Origin of the sequence: Mycobacterium sp. MS1601 (assembly GCF_001984215.1) — a bacterium.
Lineage (GTDB): Bacteria > Actinomycetota > Actinomycetes > Mycobacteriales > Mycobacteriaceae > Mycobacterium.
Genome location: NZ_CP019420.1, coordinates 646,832 through 664,391 on the forward strand (window position 1 = coordinate 646,832; position 17,560 = coordinate 664,391).

Sequence of the window (17,560 nt, forward strand, 5' to 3'; positions counted from 1 at the left end):
GAGGAGTGTCCAGTGACGATCTCTCCTGAGCTGAGTGCAACCCTGCCCGCCGAAGGCGAAGTCGGCGTCATCGACATCGGTCCGCTGACGCTGGAGAGCGGCGTGGTGCTCGAGGATGTCAGCATCGCCATCCAGCGCTGGGGCGAATTGTCGCCGTCGCGCGACAACGTGGTGATGGTGCTGCACGCACTGACCGGGGACTCGCATGTCACCGGCCCGGCCGGCCCCGGGCATCCCACCCCGGGATGGTGGGACGGCGTGGCCGGCCCCGGCGCCCCCATCGACACCGATCGTTGGTGCGCCATCTCCACCAACGTCCTGGGCGGCTGCCGCGGCAGCACCGGCCCCAGTTCGCTGGCGCGCGACGGAAAACCTTGGGGCTCACGGTTTCCGGTGATCTCGGTGCGCGACCAGGTCCGTGCCGACGTGGCCGCACTGGCCGCCCTGGGAATCACCGAGGTGGCTGCCGTGGTCGGCGGATCCATGGGTGGCGCCCGCGCACTGGAATGGGCTGTCAGCCAACCCGATTCAGTGCGGGCGGCGCTGATCCTGGCGGTGGGCGCGCGTGCCACCGCCGACCAGATCGGCACCCAGAGCACCCAGGTGGCCGCCATCAAGGCCGATCCGAACTGGCAGGGCGGTGACTACCACGACACCGGACGCACCCCCGACGCCGGTCTGCAGATCGCCCGTCGCTTCGCCCACCTGACCTATCGCGGCGAGGAGGAACTCGACGACCGGTTCGCCAACGCCCCCCAGGGCGCCGAGGATCCACTGGCCGGCGGGCGGTATGCGGTGCAGAGCTATCTGGAGCATCAGGGCGGGAAGCTTTTGGCGCGTTTCGACGCTGGAAGCTACGTGACGCTGAGTGACGCGCTGTCCAACCATGACGTCGGTAGAGGACGCGGTGGTGTGGAGGCTGCGCTGCGGTCCTGCCCCGTGCCCGCCATAGTCGGCGGTATCACCTCCGACCGGCTGTACCCGCTGCGGCTGCAACAGGAGATCGCCGATCTGCTGCCGGGATGCGAGGGCCTCGAGGTGGTCGACTCCATCTACGGCCACGACGGGTTCCTGGTGGAAACCGAGGCGGTGGGCCAGCTGGTGCGACGGACGCTGGAACTGGCCGCGCAGTGAGCAGGTCGTCGAGTTCGTGGCGCGAGCTCTCGCGGTCCTTCGGGTCCGCGGCGGCCGCCTACGAGCGCGGGCGTCCGTCTTACCCACCGGAGGCCATCGACTGGCTGTTGCCGCCGGGTGCGCGGACGGTGCTCGACCTGGGGGCCGGCACCGGCAAGCTGACCACCAGGCTGGTGGAACGGGGCCTCGACGTAGTGGCCGTCGATCCGTTGGCCGAGATGCTCGAGGTACTCAGTGCCGCGCTGCCAGACACGCCGGCCCTACTGGGCACTGCTGAAGAGATCCCGTTGGCGGACAACAGTGTTGACGCCGTACTGGTGGCCCAGGCGTGGCACTGGGTGGACCCCGAGCGCGCCATCCCCGAGGTCGCCCGCGTACTGCGACCCGGCGGACGGTTGGGTCTGGTGTGGAACACCCGCGACGAGAGAATGGGCTGGGTCAAGGACCTGGGCCGCATCATCGGCCACGAGCGCGACCCGTTCAACCATGAGGTGAGCCTGCCCGCCCCGTTCACCGGCACCGAGCGTCACCACGTCGAGTGGACGAATTACCTGACGCCACAGGCACTCATCGACCTGGTGGCATCCCGTAGCTACTGCATCACCTCGCCGGACGAGGTGCGGACGCAGACGCTGGATCAGGTGCGCGACCTGCTGGCCACCCATCCGGCGCTGGCAGCATCCACCGGTCTGGCGTTGCCGTATGTGACGGTGGGGATCCGAGCGACGTTGACGCAGTGAGGCGTCAGCCCGCCAGCGCGTGGGCCCGCTCGGCGACGAACAACTCGGCCGACGCGATGCGGCGCGCCGCTCGGTGCAGCGTGACCGCCTCCAGCACACCGTTGTTCATGATGCGCTCGACGTGCAGGACGCCGGCCGGGGTGCCCAGCCGCAGAAGTCCGGACGGCGCGGCGGTGCTCTTGCGCGCCACCACACCGCCGGCCACCGTGGACGCGGCGGCCACTGCCACCGCGGAGGTCAACCCGATGGCGGGATGCGGTGCCATCATCGACAGCATCCGGACGGACACGTCGTACTCGTCGGCTCGGACCTGCTCCCCGGCGCTGGTTCGGTAGTCCCGCGGGCTGCCCACCACGCCCACCTTGGGAATCGCGTGCCGGATGGGGTCACCCGGTTTGCTCAAACCCATCCGCAACGAGGACTGCTGACGCAAGGCCACCAGCAGCGAAAGATGATCGGCGACAACCGCATTGCCTTCGGCGCCGGTGAGGCCCAGATCAGCGGCGTCGAACAGGGCTGCGGGCGCCCCGGCGGTCACCATCGTGGCCGAATAGTCCCGACCCTCCAGACTCACCGTGTCGACGACGTGTCCACTGGGTAGCAGCTGCGCCGGTTCGCCCGCCAAGCCGGTGAACGTCAGCCCCACCGGGACGCCGAGCGCGTTGGTTCCAGGCACCGCGGCATCGCCGTCGGTCGGGATGCTTCCACCGGGGGTGGCGATGTCGGCGGTCAGCACCGCGCCGGTGTTCTGGTTACGCATCCGCACCGACGTCACCGTGTCGTCGACGGCCACCAGTCCGGACTGCAGGGCGTAGAGCCCGATCGCGGTGGCGCAGTTGCCGCAGTTGCTACCCCACTCCACTTGACGGTCGCCGATGGCAACCTGGGCGAACAGGTAGTCGATGTCGATCCCGGGAAGCTGGGAGCGACGGACGATGGCGGCTTTGGACGTCGTGGAGCTGCCGCCGCCCACGCCGTCGAGCTGACGAGGATCACCGGAACCGAACGCCGACGTCAGCAGCTCGTCCAGGCCGCCGGCGGCGTCGATCAGAGGGTCGATGTCCACCGCGTGGAACAGCCAGCATTTGCTGGTGCCTCCCCGCATCCAGGTGGCGCGAACTGTGAGCATGGGTGTGCCTTTCCGACGCGACAGGTCCCTGATACCAGGGTGGCCCTCGCAAAGATGAAGAACAATCGCGTAAATATGAAGAGGGGTTCAGTTCAGCTAAACCCTGGCGGGTCTCACACCATCGAGGGGACGACCACCAGCAGCAGCCAGCACAGCGCGGGCGCCACCGCGACCACGATGCCGGCGTTGACCAGCAACTGCCGGTAGAACCGCGGCCGGTCGATGCCCTGAGCGTTGGCCAGCACCAGCGCGCCGTTGGTCGAGAACGGTGAGACGTCGACCACGGTGGCGGCGATGGCCAGCGCGGCCACCACACCCACCACGGGCAGGGCACCGGTCTGCAGCAGCGGCAGCGCCATCGGGATGATCGCGGCCAGCAGGGCGGTCGACGACGCGAACGCCGAGGTGATGCCGATGACGTAGCAGAGCACGATAGCCACCAGCAGCGGAGCGCCGATGGTGATCGCCATCTCGGCCAGGTGGTCGATGGTGCCGACCTCTTCGAGCAGCGAGATGTAGGTGACCATGCCCGCCACCAGCAGCACGGTCGACCAGCTGATGCCGGCGATGGCCTCGTTCTGCTTGGACAGGTCGGTGAAGGCCAGGATGGCGCCGGCGGCGATCGAGATGAAGCTGATCGGCAGGTGGAACACCAGCACGAGCACCAGCACGGCCGCGATCAGGAACAGGGTCAGTTTCTGCACCACAGTGACCGGGTGCACCTGGACCTCGAGCACGTCGGACTGCACCGGACGGGTCAGCACCTGCGTCCCGGCGCCTGCCCCACCGGCCGGGCCGGTACCGGGAGCGGACTCGGCACGCACGCCGGTACCGCCGCTGCCGTCGAGGTCATCGGTGAGCTTGGTGCCGGTTGCGCTGTACTCCAGGTTGCGCATCCGGGCCAGCGCGGCGTAGCCGACCACCGTCAGCACCGAGAGCAGCAGGTTCATGCCGTAGCTGGCGAAGAACAGGGTCCAGGGGGCGATGGTCAGCCCGCTCTTCTCCACCAGGTCGTGCACCAGCACGCCGGACACCGAGATGGGTGAGAACGCGCCGGCGTGGGCGCCGTTGATGGTCATGATGCCCATGACCAGCGGGCTCATCTTGGTCCTGGCCGCAAACGACAGAGCGGCGGGGCAGATCAACGCGACTGCCGCGGGGCTGAAGGTGCCCAACGCGGTCAGCACCGAGGCACAGAAGAAGAACACCCACGGCACCACGGTCACGCGGCCGCGGACGGCGCGGATGCAGGCGTTGACCAGCAGGTCGATCGTGCCGTTCTTCTTGGCCATGCCGAAGAAGTAGGTGACCCCGATGATGGTCAGCACGATGGAACTGGGGAAGGCGGCAAGGATCTCCTTGTCGTCATATCCCAGCAGGAAGGCACCGACGCCGAACGCGCCGATGAACCCCAGGATGCCGATGTTGATCGGGAAGAACGTGGCGATGACGAACATCGCCACCAGCGCGATCAGAGGCAGAATCTCGACAGAAGACATGTGTTCCCTCGGTTCCGGAACGTGGTGCGACGGGAGTTCACCCCTCGCCAATCACACGCCCCGATGAATCATTACTCAGATCACAGTAGGAACGGCGTGCCTGTACAACAATGTCGAAAATCTGCAGAGTGCTTAACTTGAACTTAAGCCTTCCCGCCGATGTACGTCAGGACCGGGACCGACGGACCGGCGTGGATTTGCCGTCGTGGCGGTAGGCCACTTCTTCGAAGGTGTCCACCAGCGTCGCCTCGGCGGGGGTGAGCCGGTGCTCAGCCAGGTGCGCGAGCAGGATGCGCCGTGACGGCGCCCCGCGCAGCGGGATGACCTTGACGTCCTCACGCAGGTTCGACAGCGCCAGCCGCGGGGCCATGGACACCCCGAGATCCACCGCGACCATGGCCTGCGCCTCCTGGTAGTCGTTGGCCGCGAACGCCACGGTGGGCACAAAACCGGCCTTCTGACAGGCCTTCTCCAGCGCCGCCCCCACCGGATGGTGATCCTCGCGGGTGATCCACAACTCGTCGGCCAGTTCGGCCATGTCCAGCGACTCCCGATGGGCGAAGCGGTGATTGACCGAGACCACCAGCGTGGGTGGGTCCACCAGCAATTCCCGCACCACCAGCTCACGATCGGTCACTGGGGCCCACTCGTAATCCCACAGCAGTGAGAGTTCGACGTCGCCGGTGTCCAACATCGCCCGCAGCGCGGCGAAGCGGGAGCTGCGCACCGTCAGCGTGACGGCGGGGTGCCGGGACTTGTACAGCTTGACCACCTGCGGAAGCAGGCTGGATCCCACCGTGGGGAAGGTGCCAAGGCGCACGGTTCCCGACCGCAGACCGGCGATGTCGTCGAGCTCGCTGCGCGCTGCGTGCAGTTGCGTCTCGATGCGCTCGGCGCGACGGGCCAGCGCCGCTCCGGCCTCGGTCAACCGCACCCCCCGGGCGTGGCGTTCCAGTAGCGGTTGCCCGGCTTCGGCCTCGAGCTTGGCGATCTGCTGGGAGATGGCCGAGGTGGTGTAGCTGAGGCGATTGGCGGCCGCGGTGAGCGAGCCGGCCCGCACCACGTCGACCAGCAGAAGCATTCGTCGTGGGTCCAGCATCGCCCTGCTTTCAGTTGAACTTAATAGTTATCGACTTTTCCGAAATTGTACTCGACCCCCACGTGATGCACGCTGAAACCGCGCCCCAGAGTGAGCGCAGTCACTTTGCTCGATCGAGCCGAAGACAGGAGGGCGGAACTCATGACCAGCTTGTGGGGAACGTGGATGCGGGGAGGCACCAGCAAGTGCTGGCTGTTCAACGCCGTGGACGTGGACCCGCTGTTGCGTACCACCGGCCTGGACCAAATCCTGGTGTCTGCCTTCGGATCCGGTGACCCGCTGCAGCTCGACGGAGTGGGCGGCGGGACGTCGACCACCTCCAAGGCCGCCGTGGTGCGACGCTCGCCGGTCGACGGTGTGGACGTCGACTACCTGTTCGCTCAGGTGGCGCTCGGCCAGCGCACCGTCGAATGGGGCAGCAACTGCGGCAACTGCGCCACCGCCATCGGCCTGTACGCGCTGCAAACCGGCATGGTGGCCATCGACTCCGAGGTCACAGTGGTACGGATGCGCAACCAGAACACCGGTGCCATGTTGTCCGCCGAGATCGCCACCCCCGGTGGCGTCGTGCCGGCAGACGGCGGCGCCACCGTACCGGGGACGACGGCTCTCGGTGTTCCGGTCGCCCTGACCTTCACCGACGTCGCGCCGAGCCGGGAAGTCCTGCTGCCCACCGGACGCGCCGTCGATCACCTCGAGGCGGGTGGACACCGGTATGCGGCGACCCTGATCAACGCCGGCGCCCCCGCGGCACTGTTCTACGCCGGCGACTTCGGCCTGACCGGTTCCGAAGGCACCGACGCACTGGCCGAACGGCTGCCGGTGCTGATCGAACTGCGGCACCGGGCCGCGCTGGCCATGGGGTTGACCAAGCCCGGCGAGCCGGTGCAGCACGCGGTCCCCAAGGTCGGCATCGTCGGCCCTGCACTGGACTACACCACCAGCGACGGAAACCCGGTGGCTGTAGGCGAATACGACGTGGCCGTGCGCATGGTGTCCATGCTGGCACCGCATCCGGCCATCGGCCTGACCTCAGCGGTGGCCGTAGCGGCCGCCGCCACGGTGGACGACAGCATCGTCGCCCGCAACGTGGCCACCCGGCGGTCGGCGTCGACGTTGCGGATCGGCACCGCCGCGGGCGTCATCAGCACCACCGCCACGCTGTCCGATGATCACCTCCCCCGCGACATCGCCCTGCACCGCGCCGCCCGGCGCATCGCTCGCGCCGAGTTGTTCCTGGCCGATCCCGCCCGCGCCCTGGCCGCTTCCTGAGCCCCGGTCCTGTTCACCCACTCCACAGAAGGACATCATGAAAGTCACCATCGAAAACCTGACACTGGCCTACAACGGCAACACCGTGGTCCGCGATCTCGACCTCGACATCGCCGACGGCGAATCCCTGGTACTGCTCGGGCAATCCGGCTGCGGCAAGACCAGCACCATGCGCTGCGTCGCGGGGCTGGAGACCCCCAGCATCGGCAAGATCACCATCGGCGACCGCGTGGTCCACGACAGCACGACCGGCCGCTCCGTCCCGCCCCACAAGCGCAACGTCGGCATGGTGTTCCAGTCGTACGCCGTGTGGCCGCATCGCACCGTGGCCCAGAACGTCGGTTTCGCCCTGAAGATGCAAAAAGTGGCCAAGTCCGAGATGGAACAGCGGGTGAGCGAGGCTCTTTCCCTGGTGGGCCTTGGGCACCTGGCCGACCGGGGCGCCAGTCAGCTCTCCGGCGGCCAGATGCAGCGGGTTGCGCTGGCCCGCAGCCTGGTCATGCGGCCCAGCGTCCTGATGCTCGACGAGCCGCTGTCCAACCTCGATGCCCGGCTGCGCGAGCGGCTGCGGATGGAACTGCGCGAACTGCAGCTGCGGCTGGGACTGACCACCGTCTACGTCACCCACGACCAGGTCGAAGCGTTCGCCCTGGCCGACCGGATCGCCCTCATGCAGAAGGGCCGCATCGTCCAGATCGGTTCTCCGGAGCAGATTTACAAGAACCCCTCCTGCGCCTCGATCGCCGAATTCCTCGGCATCGGCAACATTTTCGCGGCCTCGGCCACCTCGTCGGGCTCGGGCTATCTGCTCAACGACCACCCCGCCATCACGGTGGCCACCGACGACTCCCCCGCCGCCGACGGACCCATGGTGATCTGCCTGCGCCCGGAGGACCTGTTGGTGACCGGCATCTCCGAACCCGCACCGCAGGGTCAACACTGGACCGGCCGTGTCGAGGTCGCCAGCTACCAGGGTGCCTCGATCCGCTACCGCGTGACACTGGACAACGGACCCGAGATCGAAGCCGTGGCCACCGGCAACGGCAGCCCGGTGCTGGGCATCGGCGAGTCCGCGGTCGTGACCGCCCGCCCCGGCGCCGCCCAATTGCTGCTCGACGACCGCACCGAATCTGCGGTGGTGACCGCATGAGCGCCCCCACCGCGACACCGCCTCTGCCACAGACCAAGACAGCGCCGAGCACCGCGCCGCCCCGCCGCAGGCGACTGCGGCTGCGGGGCACCACGCCCGTCCTGGTCCAGCTGGCGGTGCTCACCGTCATCGTCTTGTGCCCGATGTTCTTCATCCTCGCCGGAGCCTTCAGCGAGAACACCGAACGCGACAACCTGTTCGACTTCGGCAGTTTCACCTTCGACAACTTTGCCGTGCTGGGTTCGGGCACCGCACAGACCGCGCTGCTGAACTCCGCCGCCGTCGGCATCGGCTCGTCGGCGGTGGCGCTGATCATCGGATGTCTGTTGGCGTTCCTCGCAGCCCGCACCGACATCCCGGGCCGCAAACTGATCTACGGCATCGCCATCATGCCGCTGTTCCTGCCCGCCCTGGTCGGCGCACTGGCGTGGGCATTGCTGGCCGGCCCCGCCACCGGGTATGTGAACCTGGCGTTCGGTGCGCTCGGGGTGCCCCACCTGATCGACATCTACAGCTTCACCGGCATGATCTTCGTCCTCGGGTTGTACTACGCCCCCTACCCGTTCCTCATGGTGCACTCGGCGCTGTCGTTGATGAACCCCGACCTGGAGGACGCGGCCAGCCTGCACGGCGCCCCGGTCCGCCGCATGCTGCGTGAGGTCACCTTCCCACTGGTGATGCCCGCCGTGCTGGGCTCGGCGATCCTGGTGTTCGCACTGACCGTGGAGAACTTCCCAGTCGCCCAGGTGATCGGCGTCCCGGGCGGGGTGGACACCTTGCCCACCCTGATCTACCGCCTGATGAACGCCTCACCGGCCCGCTCCAACGACGCCGCCGCGCTTGCCGTGGTGCTCACCGTTCTGCTGGTGATCGTCGTGGCCTTCCAACAGCGGGCCATGGGCGGCAAGGAATACACCACCGTCAGCGGCAAGGGTGTACGCGCTCGTCAGGTGGCGTTGCGCGGCTGGCGCATACCGTCGGCCGTATTCGCCTGGAGCTACTTCGTCCTGGCCGTGCTGCTGCCGGTCCTCGCGCTGATCATCGCCGCCATGCAGACCAGCCCCTACGTCGCCGACCTGAGCCAGCTCGGTCAGCCCGGGGCCCTGTCGCTGTGGAACATGGGTCAGACCCTGCAGAGCAGCGACTTCCACCAGGTAGTCATCAACAGCGTCGTGGTCGGGGTGGCCACTGCCGGCATCGGCACCGCGCTGTGCTTCGCGCTGGCCTACACCCGCTACCGGACCAAGGCGCCGGGACGCAAACTCCTCGAATACGTCGCCATGCTTCCCCTGGCGGTACCCGCGATCGTCCTGGGCCTCGGCCTGCTGTGGACCTGGCTGGCGCTGCCGATCCCCGTGTACGGCACCCTGGCGGTGTTGGTCATCGCCTTCGTTGCGGTGTTCCTGCCGCAGGGCTACCGCGGAGTGTCGGCGTCGATCATCCAGCTGGACAAGGATCTCGAAGACAGCGCCGTGATGCTCGGAGCCCGCAGGCACCGCGCCATCACCTTCGTCACCGCGCCCCTGCTGCGGGTGGGGTTGTCCTCGACCTTCCTGCTGCTGATGATGCTCGCGATGCGCGAACTGACCGCCGCGCTGTTCCTGTTCACCTCCGACACCCGGCTGCTGTCCATCGCGATCTTCGACGCCTACGACAACGGATCATTCCAATCCGCGGCCGAACTGAGCCTGCTCTACTGCGCCGTTATCGGCGTGCTCGCCGTGCTCGCCCGCCGCTTCGGCTCCAAGGAGATGTCATGAGAAAGCTGTCCGCCCGCCTGGCGCTCGGGTTTGTCACCGCCGCAACACTTCTGGCCGCCTGCTCGCCGCCACCGCCGACGCCGGACCTGGCCCGGCCGGCCGAATCGATCGAACGGGACACCTCTTTGGTGATCAACGGCGAGCAGATCGCCGATCCCGAGCTGTGGTCGGCGGCCAAGGAGGAAGGCCACATCACCCTCTACAGCGGCTACACCGCCGACAGTGAGGCCACCGTCCTGGAGCAGTTCGAGGCCGACACCGGTCTCGAGGTCAAGCTGATCCGCCTGACCCCCAACCGGCTCTACGAGCGCATCGTCGCCGAGCACGGCGCGGGCAAGCTGAACGCCGACGTGGTGCGCATCTCCGACGCCGGGTTCGTCTCGGGGCTGAGCAGGCGCGGCGTCTTCCAGCCCTACACCCCGCCCACTGCGACGAACCTGCGTGACGATGTGGTCTTCGACAACGGCAACTACTACCGCACCTTCGACCCCATCTACACGTTCGGGTACAACACCGCACTGGTGGATCCCGAGGACGCCCCCAAGCGTTGGCAGGACTTGCTGGAGCCCCAGTGGGCCGGCAAGCTGGGCATCGCCCAGGCCGGTGCCGGCGGCAGCGCACTGGCCCTGACCCGATTCCAGCGCGATGTGCTGGGCGACGACTACCTGCGCGCCTACGCCAAGGAAGCCCGGGTGTTCGACTCCCTGGGAGCCGAACTCGACAGCCTGGCCCGAGGTGAGATCGACGCCGGCACCGTGGTGGTCAGCAGCGTCAACATCGCGGCCAACGAGAACGCCCCTGTCACCTTCGTGGTTCCCGAAGAAGGCGTCACCGCCTACGACTACTACACCGGCGTGGCCTCGACGGCCACCAACGTGGCCGCCGCGAAGGTCTTCCTCAACTGGAACCTCTCGCAGCGGGGTCAGAACGTGCTGCGCGACATCGGGGAATACTCTGTGCGACAAGATGTTCCGGCGCCCGTGGTGCGCGGGGTTCAGCTGCCCGACTTCGACGACCCCCGGGTGCACCGCATCACCCCGGCCGAGTCCATGGAGTGGGCCGAACAGGATCAGCGGTCCTGGAACGCGATGTTCGGCTACAACGAGTAACCCCACAGCGCAGAGCACGAACCCGGGCCGCGGAGCACCACGCTCCGCGGCTCGGTACGTCAGCTGGTGCCGAGGCGGTCGATGGTCCAGGCGATGTAGACCACCGCGGCGCTCACCGAGCCGGTGGTCAGGAAGTCGATGGCCTTGGTCCGCACCGCCAGCAACCCGGCTCGGTCATCGGCCAGCACCAACCGCAGCACCGCCGCCACCCCGACGGCGATACCGATCAGCAGTGCCCCACGGCGCCAGTACCCGGCCGCCACCAACACGAACGCGGCAACGAAAATCAGCCCGACCACCACGATGGGCCACTGACTGCGCAGCCGCGCCCACGGCCTCACAGCGAGTTCTCTGCCCTCTCAACGACATTCGTCAACAGGAACGCTCGCGTCAGCGGACCGACGCCGCCGGGATTGGGTGAGACAAACCCCGCCACGTCCCAGACATCGGGGTGTACATCGCCGGTGAGCTTGCCGTCGACCCGGCTGACTCCGACGTCGACCACAGCGGCACCGGGCTTGACCATCTCGGGGATCACCATGTGCGGTACACCGACTGCGGCGATGATGATGTCGGCCTCCCGCGCGAGCTGCGGCAGATGCCGAGTTGCGGTGTGGCACAAGGTGACTGTGGCATTTTCCGAACGTCGAGTCAGCAACAGACCCAGCGGGCGCCCCACCGTGACACCGCGGCCGATCACCACCACCTGCGCACCGGCGATCTCCACCTCGTAGCGGCGCAGCAGATGCACGATGCCGCGCGGCGTGCAGGGCAGCGGAGCGGGCTCCCCCAGCACCAGCCGACCCAGGTTGGTCGGGTGCAGGCCGTCGGCGTCCTTGCTCGGATCGATCCGCTCCAGGGCGGCGTTCTCGTCAAGATGTTTGGGCAACGGCAGCTGCACGATGTAGCCGGTGCAGTCGGGGTTGGCGTTCAGCTCGTCGATGGTCTCGTCGAGAGTGGCCTGACTGATGTCGGCGGGCAGATCACGCCGGATGGAATTGATGCCCACCTTCGCGCAGTCGGCGTGCTTGCCGCGCACGTAGGCCTGCGAACCGGGGTCGTCGCCCACCAGGACGGTGCCCAGCCCGGGCGTTCTGCCCTGGGCAGTCAGCTTCGCCACCCGTTCTTTGAGATCGACGAAGATCTCGTCGCGCGTGGCCTTGCCGTCCAGAACTTTTGCACCCACGCTGAGCATTGTTCCATCCAGGAGCGGCGTTCCACCTCGCCCCGTCATTGACACCGTCCGCGCCGCGTGTTGGAGTGCCAGGTGTGAACACCAGCCCAGATGTGTTCAGTCCCGCGAAGCTCGGCCCGTTGACGCTGCGCAACCGCATCATCAAGGCGGCCACCTTCGAGGCGGCGACACCCGACGCCCTCGTGACTGATGACCTGATCAACTACCACCGCAGGCCGGCCGCGGGTGGCATCGGGATGACCACGGTGGCCTACTGCGCCGTGGCCCCAGGCGGCCGCACCGACGGTTGGCAGCTGTGGATGCGTCCCGAAGCGGTCCCCGGGCTGCGCCGGCTCACCGACGCCATCCACGCCGAAGGGGCAGCCATCAGCGCCCAGATCGGCCACGCCGGACCCGTCGCGAACGCCAAGACCAACAAAGCCCAGGCGCTGGCGCCGGTGCGGTTCTTCAACCCCATGTCGATGCGGTTCGCCAAGAAGGCCACCAAGGACGACATCCGTGACGTCATGGAAGCCCACGCCAACGCCGCCCGCCTGGCCATCGATTCCGGCTTCGACGCCGTGGAGATCCATCTCGGCCACAACTACCTGGCCAGCTCATTCCTCAGCCCGCTGATCAATCGCCGCGACGACGAATTCGGCGGCTCCCTGGAGAACCGCGCCAAGGTGGCGCGCGGAACCGTGCTGGCGGTGCGACGAGCAGTCGGTGACCGCATCGCCGTGACGGCCAAACTCAACATGACCGACGGGGTGCGCGGCGGCATCTCCACCGACGAGTCGCTGCAGACCGCGATCTGGTTGCAGGATGACGGCGGATTGGACGCCATCGAACTGACCGCGGGCAGCTCACTGGTGAACCCGATGTACCTGTTCCGCGGCGACGCCCCGGTCAAGGAGTTCGCAGGAGCTTTCAAACCACCCATGCGGTGGGGCGTGAGGATGATGGGCAAGAACTTTCTGCGCGAGTATCCCTACCGCGAGGCCTATCTCTTGCGCGAGGCCCGCCTGTTCCGGGCCGAGCTGACCATGCCGTTGATACTGCTCGGCGGCATCACCAACCGCGAGACCATGGACCTGGCAATGGCCGAGGGGTTCGACTTCGTGGCGATGGGCCGGGCGGTGCTGGCCGAGCCGGACCTGATCAACCGGATCAGGGCCGACAAGTCCACCAGAGCCCTGTGCACACACTGCAACCAGTGCATGCCGACCATCTACAGCCACACGCACTGCGTGCTGACCGGCGCGCCGGACCGTTAGGCGCCACACGCGTGGAATGAATACCTACGGTTAGAGTTGACGCGATGTCTCGACCAGTCGCACCTGCACTGACCGTTCGGCACGATGGGTCTTCGCGCACTTTCGCCGCGGGCAATGATGTTGTTGTCGGGCGTGACCTGCGCGCGGACGTACGTATCGCACACCCGTTGATCTCGCGCGCCCATTTGGTGCTGCGCTTCGATCACGGCCGGTGGATCGCAATCGACAACGGCTCACTCAACGGCATGTTCGTCAACAACCGCCGGGTCGCCAACGTCGACCTCCATGACGGGTTGGCGCTCAACATCGGCAACCCCGACGGCCCCCGCCTCGAATTCGAGGTCGGCAGGCACACCGGTGCCGTGGGCACTCCACCACAAACCGCCTCGGTGCCCATCCCGCAGCATCGGCCCCTCACGGGCACCACCCCGTCGAGCTATCAGCCTCCGAACTACCCGGCCAGCGGCGGCTGGCAGTCGCCGCCGTCGGCGCCGGTTCAGCGGCCCCCGCAGTACCCGACCGGTGCGCGGCCGCCCGTCACCCCGCCCCCGACGCACTATCCGAGCCAGGCGCAGCCGGCGGCGCGTCCACCCGCGTCAGGTGCGATGCCTACCCAGATGGGGCCCACGGCCATCCCGCCGCGGACACCCACCAACAGTGGCGGCGACGGAAACCTCGCCACCAGCATGCTCAAGATCCTGCGCCCGGGTCGCGCTCCCGAGGTGCCGGCGGGCGGCATCAAGGTCGGTCGCGCCACCGACAACGAGATCGTCATCCCCGACGTGCTGGCCTCCCGGCACCACGCGACGCTGGTGCCGGCCGCCGGTGGCGCCGAAATCATCGACCACCGCAGCATCAACGGCACGTTCGTCAACGGCCAACGGGTCGAGCAGGCCACGCTGCGTGAGGGCGATGTCGTCACCATCGGCAACGTCGACCTGGTGTTCACCGGCGGAACGCTGGCGCGGCGGTCGGAAACCCAGGCCGCCACCCGCACCGGCGGTCTGGAGGTCCGGGGCCTCACCTGGACCATCGAGAACAACAAGACGCTGCTCAACAACATCTCCATCGACGCCCGGCCCGGCACGCTCACCGCGGTGATCGGCCCGTCCGGTGCCGGTAAGTCCACCTTCGCCAAGCAGGTCGCCGGTCTGACCCACCCGACCAGTGGACGGGTGACCTTCGAGGGCCATGACATCCACGCCGAATACGCCTCGCTGCGTTCCCGGATCGGCATGGTGCCCCAGGACGATGTGGTGCACGGGCAGCTGACGGTCCGCCAGGCGCTGATGTACGCCGCCGAGCTGCGGCTGCCGCCGGACACCACCAAAGAGGACCGCGAGAACGTCGTCATGCAGGTTCTCGAGGAACTCGAGATGACCAAGCACCTCGACACCCGGGTGGACAAGCTCTCCGGCGGCCAGCGCAAGCGCGCGTCGGTGGCCCTGGAACTGTTGACCGGCCCGTCGCTGCTGATCCTCGACGAACCCACCTCCGGCCTGGACCCGGCGCTGGACCGCCAGGTCATGACGATGCTGCGCCAACTGGCCGACGCCGGCCGCGTGGTGCTGGTGGTCACGCACTCGCTGACCTATCTCGACGTCTGCGACCAGGTGCTGCTCCTGGCCCCCGGCGGCAAGACTGCGTTCTACGGACCGCCGAGCCAGATCGGCCCGCAGTTGGGCACCACCAACTGGGCCGACATCTTCTCCACTGTGGCCGGCGACCCCGACGAGGCGGGCAAGCGGTACATCGAGCGCACCGGCCCGGCCCCGGAGGCCGAGGCCTCCACCGAGGAGCCCGCGGATCTGGGCAAGCCGGCAAAAACCAGCTTCCGGCGGCAGTTCTCGACCATCGGGCGCCGGCAGATGCGCCTGATCGTCTCCGATCGCGGCTACTTCGTCTTCCTGGCACTGCTGCCGTTCATCATGGGAGTGCTGTCGCTGTCGGTGCCCGGCACCGTCGGCTTCGGGGTGCCCGACCCGATGGGCGACGCACCCAACGAGCCCGGCCAGATCCTGGTGCTGCTGAACGTCGGCGCCATCTTCATGGGCACCGCGCTGACGGTCCGCGACCTGATCGGTGAGCGGGCCATCTTCCGCCGGGAGCAGGCCGTCGGATTGTCCACCACCGCCTACCTGCTGGCGAAGGTCTGCATCTACGCGGTGTTCGCGATCGTGCAGTCCTCGATCGTCACGGCCATCGCGGTGCTGGGCAAGGGCGGCCCGACGCAGGGTTCGGTGAGCTTCCTGCCGCCCACGGCGGAGCTGTTCGTGGTGATGGGTGCGACGACGGTGACCGCGGCGATGGTGGGTCTGGCGCTCTCGGCGATGGCCAAGTCCGCCGAGCAGATCATGCCGCTGCTGGTGGTGGCGGTGATGAGTCAGCTGGTGTTCTCCGGCGGCATGATCCCGGTGACCGACCGCCTGGTGCTCGATCAGCTGTCCTGGATCACCCCCGCCCGCTGGGGCTTTGCGGCATCGGCGTCGACGGTTGACCTGATTCATCTGGTGCCAGGGCCCCTGACACCCAAGGACGCGCTGTGGGAGCACACCACCAAGGCGTGGTGGTTCGACATGGGCATGCTGGGCGCGCTGTGCATTGCGTACCTGGGCTTCGTGCGGTGGAAGATCCGGCTCAAGGCCGCGTGAGGTTCACCTCCGGGCAGGAACCCCAGGGGTTTTCTGGCCCTGGGTGAATCTCATTCCGACTCCTGCGGAACCTTCACTCCCCGTGCACGTCCAATCCGTGCGCGGCGGCGAACGCCAATGCCTGCGGCAGGTCGATGCGCGACCCACGCAGCGACGCCAGCGTCCACAGGTCGGGATCCACCCGCGCACCACGCAGGTCGGCGGAGTCCAGCTTCAAGCCACGTACCCGGGCACCGGACAGGTCGGCATTTCGCAGTACCGCTTTGCGCAGATCGGTCTCCACCAGCCCGGCCTCACGCAGCCGGCACCCGGTCAGGTCCACTTCACGCAGATCAGCGCCGGCCAGCACGGCCAGGGTGAAGTCCACCTCGTCGAACGTGATCGGGCGCATCCGGCAGTCCGAGAACACCGAGCCCATCAGGCTGCAGTTGCGGAAGGTGCTGTGCCACAGCGACGTGCGATCGAAGCGGCAATTCCGAAAAGCCGACCCGATGTGCTCGGACTCGGCGAAGTTCACGCCGCTGAAATCACAGTCGGTGAACACCGCCCGCTCGGTACACAATCCGACGAGGTCCTCGTCGCGAAAGTCGTGCTCGATGAACTCCCGATCAACCCAGGCGTCAGTCACGCAGTCAAGGACTCCAGCGCGTACTCACTGACCGCGATCAAGGCGTCCTTCGCGGAATCGCGGCTGCGGGCATCGACGGTGATCACCGGGATGCGCTCGGCCAGGGCCAGCGCGGCACGCACCTCCTCGACCGCGAACCGTTGGGCGCCGTCGAACTCGTTGACGGCGACGATGAACGGGATCTTGCGGTCTTCGAAGAAGTCGACGGCGGCGAAGCTGTCCTGCAGTCGCTGGGTGTCCACCAACACGATCGCCCCGATGGCGCCGTGCACCAGGTCGTCCCACATGAACCAGAAGCGACGCTGCCCCGGTGTCCCGAACAGGTACAGCACCAAGTCCTCACCGAGGGTGATGCGGCCGAAGTCCATCGCCACCGTGGTGGTGGACTTCGCCGGGGTGGCCTCCAGTTCGTCGACGCCGGCAGACACGTTGGTCACCATGGCCTCGGTTCGCAGCGGCATGATCTCCGAGACGGCACCCACGAAGGTGGTCTTGCCCACGCCGAACCCGCCGGCGATGACGATCTTGGTGGACGCCGCGTCGCGCGCGCCGGAGATACCTGTCGCGAAGCGACCCTTCTCAGAGGGCACGGAGTCCACGCAACGTCCTTCCGATCAATTCCCGACGTTCGTCGGCGCTGGAAGCGTCGGTCAACGTCGTCTGTACTTGAAGGTAACCCGAAGTCACCAGATCACCGACGAGGACACGGGCAACACCGAGTGCAACATCGAGCCGGGCGGCGATCTCGGCCACCGACGGGCTGTCGACACACAGATCGACGATCCGTCCGCGCAGGTCGGCCGAAGGCCACCGGTGTGCGCTCACCGCCTGGATGGGCGCCGCCAGTGGCAGGTCGACCGAGGTGCGGGTGCGCCCCGAGGTCAGCGTGTACGGCCTGACCAGACTGGCCTCACGGTAGGGGTCGCTGGGCTCCATCT

16 protein-coding genes are annotated in these 17,560 nt (G+C 67.6%); 8 read left to right on the forward strand and 8 right to left on the reverse strand.

The features are described from left to right. The first annotated feature begins 12 nt into the window (after positions 1-12). Entirely contained in the window at positions 13-1,134 is a 1,122-nt protein-coding gene (metX, locus tag BVC93_RS03035) for a homoserine O-acetyltransferase MetX (protein ID WP_083735885.1), read from the forward strand. Beyond that, entirely contained in the window at positions 1,131-1,874 is a 744-nt protein-coding gene (locus BVC93_RS03040; RefSeq protein ID WP_236950224.1) for a class I SAM-dependent methyltransferase, read from the forward strand. Before metX ends, BVC93_RS03040 begins: the two co-directional genes overlap by 4 nt. A gap of 4 nt (positions 1,875-1,878) precedes the next feature. On the opposite strand, the gene BVC93_RS03045 is transcribed toward BVC93_RS03040, so the two are convergent. The 3 genes from BVC93_RS03045 to BVC93_RS03055 form a co-directional block, all read right to left on the reverse strand. Beyond that, positions 1,879-3,003: a PrpF domain-containing protein gene (locus BVC93_RS03045; RefSeq protein ID WP_083735887.1), complete on the reverse strand. Its 1,125-nt coding sequence runs from the start codon at positions 3,001-3,003 to the stop codon at positions 1,879-1,881. 113 nt (positions 3,004-3,116) lie between these two features. Then, the gene (locus tag BVC93_RS03050) at positions 3,117-4,502 is read right to left on the reverse strand and encodes an SLC13 family permease (RefSeq protein WP_083735888.1); all 1,386 of its coding nucleotides are present in this window, start codon (positions 4,500-4,502) and stop codon (positions 3,117-3,119) included. A 166-nt stretch (positions 4,503-4,668) separates the two neighbouring features. After that, entirely contained in the window at positions 4,669-5,583 is a 915-nt protein-coding gene (locus tag BVC93_RS03055) for a LysR family transcriptional regulator (protein ID WP_236950225.1), read from the reverse strand. A gap of 159 nt (positions 5,584-5,742) precedes the next feature. On the opposite strand from BVC93_RS03055, the gene BVC93_RS03060 reads away from it, so the two are divergent. Genes BVC93_RS03060 through BVC93_RS03075 form a run of 4 tightly spaced genes read left to right on the forward strand, consistent with a single transcriptional unit; the run spans position 5,743 to position 10,892 of the window. Continuing rightward, positions 5,743-6,873: a PrpF domain-containing protein gene (locus tag BVC93_RS03060; RefSeq protein WP_083735890.1), complete on the forward strand. Its 1,131-nt coding sequence runs from the start codon at positions 5,743-5,745 to the stop codon at positions 6,871-6,873. 37 nt (positions 6,874-6,910) lie between these two features. Beyond that, positions 6,911-8,023: an ABC transporter ATP-binding protein gene (locus BVC93_RS03065; protein WP_083735891.1), complete on the forward strand. Its 1,113-nt coding sequence runs from the start codon at positions 6,911-6,913 to the stop codon at positions 8,021-8,023. After that, positions 8,020-9,783 (forward strand): ABC transporter permease, encoded by a 1,764-nt coding sequence (locus BVC93_RS03070; RefSeq protein WP_236950226.1) that lies wholly within the window; start codon positions 8,020-8,022, stop codon positions 9,781-9,783. The genes BVC93_RS03065 and BVC93_RS03070 overlap by 4 nt, the downstream gene beginning before the upstream one ends. Beyond that, entirely contained in the window at positions 9,780-10,892 is a 1,113-nt protein-coding gene (locus tag BVC93_RS03075) for an ABC transporter substrate-binding protein (RefSeq protein ID WP_083735892.1), read from the forward strand. Before BVC93_RS03070 ends, BVC93_RS03075 begins: the two co-directional genes overlap by 4 nt. A 59-nt stretch (positions 10,893-10,951) precedes the next feature. Here the strand turns inward: BVC93_RS03075 and BVC93_RS03080 are convergent, their stop codons facing one another. Together BVC93_RS03080 and BVC93_RS03085 are read right to left on the reverse strand one after the other, a co-directional pair. Further along, positions 10,952-11,233, reverse strand: coding sequence for a DUF3017 domain-containing protein (locus BVC93_RS03080; RefSeq protein WP_083735893.1), 282 nt, complete (start codon positions 11,231-11,233; stop codon positions 10,952-10,954). Next, the gene (locus tag BVC93_RS03085) at positions 11,230-12,078 is read right to left on the reverse strand and encodes a bifunctional methylenetetrahydrofolate dehydrogenase/methenyltetrahydrofolate cyclohydrolase (RefSeq protein ID WP_192860171.1); all 849 of its coding nucleotides are present in this window, start codon (positions 12,076-12,078) and stop codon (positions 11,230-11,232) included. The genes BVC93_RS03080 and BVC93_RS03085 overlap by 4 nt, the downstream gene beginning before the upstream one ends. A gap of 74 nt (positions 12,079-12,152) precedes the next feature. Between BVC93_RS03085 and BVC93_RS03090 the strand changes: the two genes are divergently transcribed. Next, complete coding sequence (locus BVC93_RS03090; protein ID WP_442929012.1) at positions 12,153-13,343, forward strand: NADH:flavin oxidoreductase; 1,191 nt, start codon at positions 12,153-12,155, stop codon at positions 13,341-13,343. 44 nt (positions 13,344-13,387) lie between these two features. Then, positions 13,388-15,994 carry an FHA domain-containing protein gene (locus BVC93_RS03095; protein WP_083735896.1) on the forward strand — a complete coding sequence of 869 codons (2,607 nt, stop codon included), beginning with the start codon at positions 13,388-13,390 and terminating at the stop codon, positions 15,992-15,994. A gap of 73 nt (positions 15,995-16,067) precedes the next feature. Here the strand turns inward: BVC93_RS03095 and BVC93_RS03100 are convergent, their stop codons facing one another. The 3 genes from BVC93_RS03100 to BVC93_RS03110 are packed head-to-tail and all read right to left on the reverse strand — an operon-like array spanning position 16,068 to position 17,558. Beyond that, a complete protein-coding gene (locus tag BVC93_RS03100; RefSeq protein WP_083735897.1) occupies positions 16,068-16,622 on the reverse strand; it encodes a pentapeptide repeat-containing protein in 555 nt (184 codons plus the stop codon). Continuing rightward, positions 16,619-17,179 (reverse strand): GTP-binding protein, encoded by a 561-nt coding sequence (locus BVC93_RS03105; RefSeq protein ID WP_083740757.1) that lies wholly within the window; start codon positions 17,177-17,179, stop codon positions 16,619-16,621. Before BVC93_RS03105 ends, BVC93_RS03100 begins: the two co-directional genes overlap by 4 nt. 22 nt (positions 17,180-17,201) lie before the next feature. Next, positions 17,202-17,558, reverse strand: a complete 357-nt coding sequence (locus BVC93_RS03110) for a DUF742 domain-containing protein (protein WP_083735898.1) — start codon at positions 17,556-17,558, stop codon at positions 17,202-17,204. Between the last annotated feature and the right edge of the window lie 2 nt (positions 17,559-17,560).